Source organism: Streptomyces sp. URMC 126 (genome assembly GCF_051386555.1).
Classification (GTDB): Bacteria; Actinomycetota; Actinomycetes; order Streptomycetales; family Streptomycetaceae; genus Streptomyces.
Window position 1 is genome coordinate 1 of record NZ_JBPQTX010000505.1, and the last position, 3,161, is coordinate 3,161.

The 3,161-nt window shown below is 75.0% G+C and carries 1 protein-coding gene and 1 other RNA gene; both read left to right on the forward strand.

The features are described 5' to 3' along the window. The first annotated feature begins 28 nt into the window (after positions 1-28). Positions 29-123: signal recognition particle sRNA small type (gene ffs / locus ACSNOK_RS32025), an RNA gene on the forward strand. Positions 124-242: 119 nt separating this feature from the next. Then, positions 243-2,696, forward strand: a complete 2,454-nt coding sequence (locus tag ACSNOK_RS32030) for a DNA polymerase III subunit gamma and tau (RefSeq protein ID WP_436784299.1) — start codon at positions 243-245, stop codon at positions 2,694-2,696. Positions 2,697-3,161: the final 465 nt, after the last annotated feature.

The window sequence follows — 3,161 nt, forward strand, 5'->3', positions numbered from 1 at the left end:
TGGGGGTGGAGTGCGCTAGGGTGGGGGGCAAGCCCCTCACGTGGCGCTATCTCACCCAACTCCCCCAGGGCCGGAAGGCAGCAAGGGTAAGTGGGCTCTGGCGGGTGCGTGGGGGGCCCTTGTGTTTTCAGGGGGCTGTGGCGCGTGGTCGCCGGGGCGTCGTGGGGTTCGCGGCAGGGGCGGCCGGGGGCGGAAACTGTGAGCGAGGCCACTTGTCAGTGGGGCCCGATATCGTCGTAGGTGTGTCGTCCCTCGCGCTCTACCGCCGCTACCGCCCCGAGTCCTTCGCCGAGGTCATCGGGCAAGAGCATGTCACCACCCCGTTGCAGCAGGCGCTGCGGAACAACCGGGTCAATCACGCGTACCTGTTCAGTGGGCCGCGCGGCTGTGGCAAGACGACGAGCGCGCGCATCCTCGCGCGCTGTCTGAACTGCGAGGAGGGCCCGACGCCCACCCCCTGCGGGCAGTGCCAGTCCTGCCGGGACCTCGCGCGGAACGGGCGGGGCTCGATCGACGTGATCGAGATCGACGCCGCGTCCCACGGTGGTGTCGACGACGCCCGTGAGCTGCGCGAAAAGGCCTTCTTCGGGCCGGCCTCCAGCCGCTACAAGATCTACATCATCGACGAGGCGCACATGGTCACCTCGGCGGGCTTCAACGCCCTGCTGAAGGTGGTCGAGGAGCCGCCGGAGCACCTCAAGTTCATCTTCGCCACCACCGAGCCCGAGAAGGTCATCGGGACGATCCGGTCGCGTACGCACCACTACCCGTTCCGCCTGGTCCCGCCCGGCACGCTCCGCGACTACCTGGGGCAGGTCTGCGAGCAGGAGAAGATCCCGGTCGAGGAGGGCGTGCTGCCGCTCGTCGTCCGGGCCGGCGCCGGGTCCGTGCGTGACTCGATGTCCGTGATGGACCAGCTGCTCGCCGGTGCCGCCGAGGACGGTGTGACGTACGCCATGGCGACGTCCCTGCTCGGGTACACGGACGGTTCGCTGCTCGACGCCGTCGTCGACGCGTTCGCGGCCGGCGACGGCGGAGCCGCGTTCGAGGTCGTGGACCGGGTCATCGAGGGCGGCAACGACCCCCGCCGCTTCGTCGCCGACCTCCTGGAGCGGCTGCGCGACCTCGTCATCCTCGCCGCCGTCCCGGACGCCGCCGAGAAGGGGCTGATCGATGCCCCCGCCGACGTCGTCGAGCGCATGCAGGCACAGGCGTCCGTCTTCGGCGCCGGAGAGCTCAGCCGCGCCGCCGACCTCGTCAACGAGGGGCTGACGGAGATGCGCGGCGCCACGTCCCCGCGGCTCCAGCTGGAGCTGATCTGCGCGCGCGTCCTGCTCCCCGGCGCGTACGACGACGAGCGCTCCGTCCGCGCCCGGCTCGACAAGCTGGAGCGGATGGGGCTGAGCGCGGGCCCGGCCGCCGGAGGTTTCATGGGGGCGCCGCAGGGCGGTCCCTCCGCCGGTTACGAGCCCGGGCCGCACGCCCACGACCCGTCCGCCATGGGGCTCTCCGGGCCCGCCGCCGCTCGCGCGGCCGTATCGGGCGCCGTTCCCGCCGGCGGCGGCGCGCAGCCTGCCGCGGCGCCCGGTCATGCGCCCGCCTACCCCCCCGCCGCTCAGGCCCCCGGCCAAGCCTCCGCTCAGGCCCCCGCTCAGGCGGCTCCGCCGGCAGCCCCGCCGGCCGCTCCCGCTCAGCCCGATGTCGCCGCGCCCCGGCCCGGTGCGTGGCCCACGGCTACGGCGCCGGGGCAGGGCGCCGGTTCCGCGGCCGGTGCTCCCGCGGCTCCCGCCGCCCAGCCCGGTGCCTGGCCGACCGCCGCCGAGCCGGCGCAGGGGGCCGGGCAGCCGCCCGCCGCGCGGCCCGGTGGCTGGCCGACCACGGCTCCGACCACGGCCCCGGCCACGGCTCCTGCGGAGGCGCCTCAGCCGGCGCAGCCTTCCCAGCCGGGCCAGGCTCCCGGGTACCCCCCGGCAGCCCAGGCACAGCCGCCCCAGGCGCACGGCGGCAGCGTGGACCAGGTCCGTCAGATGTGGCCGCAGATCCTCGACGCGGTCAAGAACCGCCGACGTTTCACGTGGATCCTGCTCAGCCAGAACGCCCACGTGAGCGGCTTCGACGGCGCGACGGTCCAGGTGGGCTTCTCCAACGTCGGAGCGCGGGACAGCTTCGCCAACAGCGGCAGTGAGGACGTCCTCCGCCAGGCGCTCAACGACGCCTTTGGCGTCCAGTGGAAGATCGAACTCGTCGTGGACGCGAGCGGGGGCGGGGGCGGCGGCACCGGTCCGGCCGCCGGTTCCGGCGGTGGCGGCTTCGGCGGCGGTGGCGGCGGCTTCGGTGGCGGCGGTGCGTACGGCGGTGGTGGCGGCGCGTACGGCAGTGGTGGCGGTGGCGGTGGGTTCGCGCCGGCCGCCTCCGCGTCGGCCGCTCCCCGCCCACCGGCTGCGGCGCCGGCTCCCACGGCCGCCCCACAAGCCCCGCAGCCTCCGCAGGCCCCTTCCGGCCCGGCGGCACCGCAACAGGCCGCTCCGGCTGCCCCGGCGCAGCCCTACCGTGAGCCCGAGCCACCGTCCGTCGCCCTTGAGGACGACATGCCCGCCGAGGACGACCCCGACCTCGACGACACCGCCCTCACCGGCCACGACCTGATCATTCGCGAACTCGGCGCGACCGTGATCGAGGAGATCGCCAACGAGTAGCGGCCAGGGATGGTCGGCGCCCTTGCGCGGGGAGGGCGGAGGCCGGAGGCCGCTGGGGTTGGGTGGGGGCAAGGAGAGTCCCCCCACCGTCGGGGATGCCTTGGCCGTCTCCGCCTCCGAGGCGCCTTCGCCGCCTCCGATCGTGTTCGGGCATCCCCGAGCGCGTTCGGGCGTCCCCGAGGACGACTTGCCGTCTCCAGGGGGCGCCTTCGCTGTCTCCGAGTGCGTCTCGGCCGGCTTGCGGGTACGCCGTCTCGTCGGCCTCTCCGGCCCTCAGCGGACCTCCCGACCCGAACCGGGACCGGAACCCGGCCCCGTCCTCGGCGTGACCCCGGTTCTGCCCCCCCGGCGGTCCCGCGCGCACACCGGGCACCCGTCGGAACCCGGGTGCAACGCCCCGGGCCGCCTCAGGGCTCCCCGGCGCTCCCCCGGCGCCGCCGCGCCCGCATCCCACCACCCGCACCC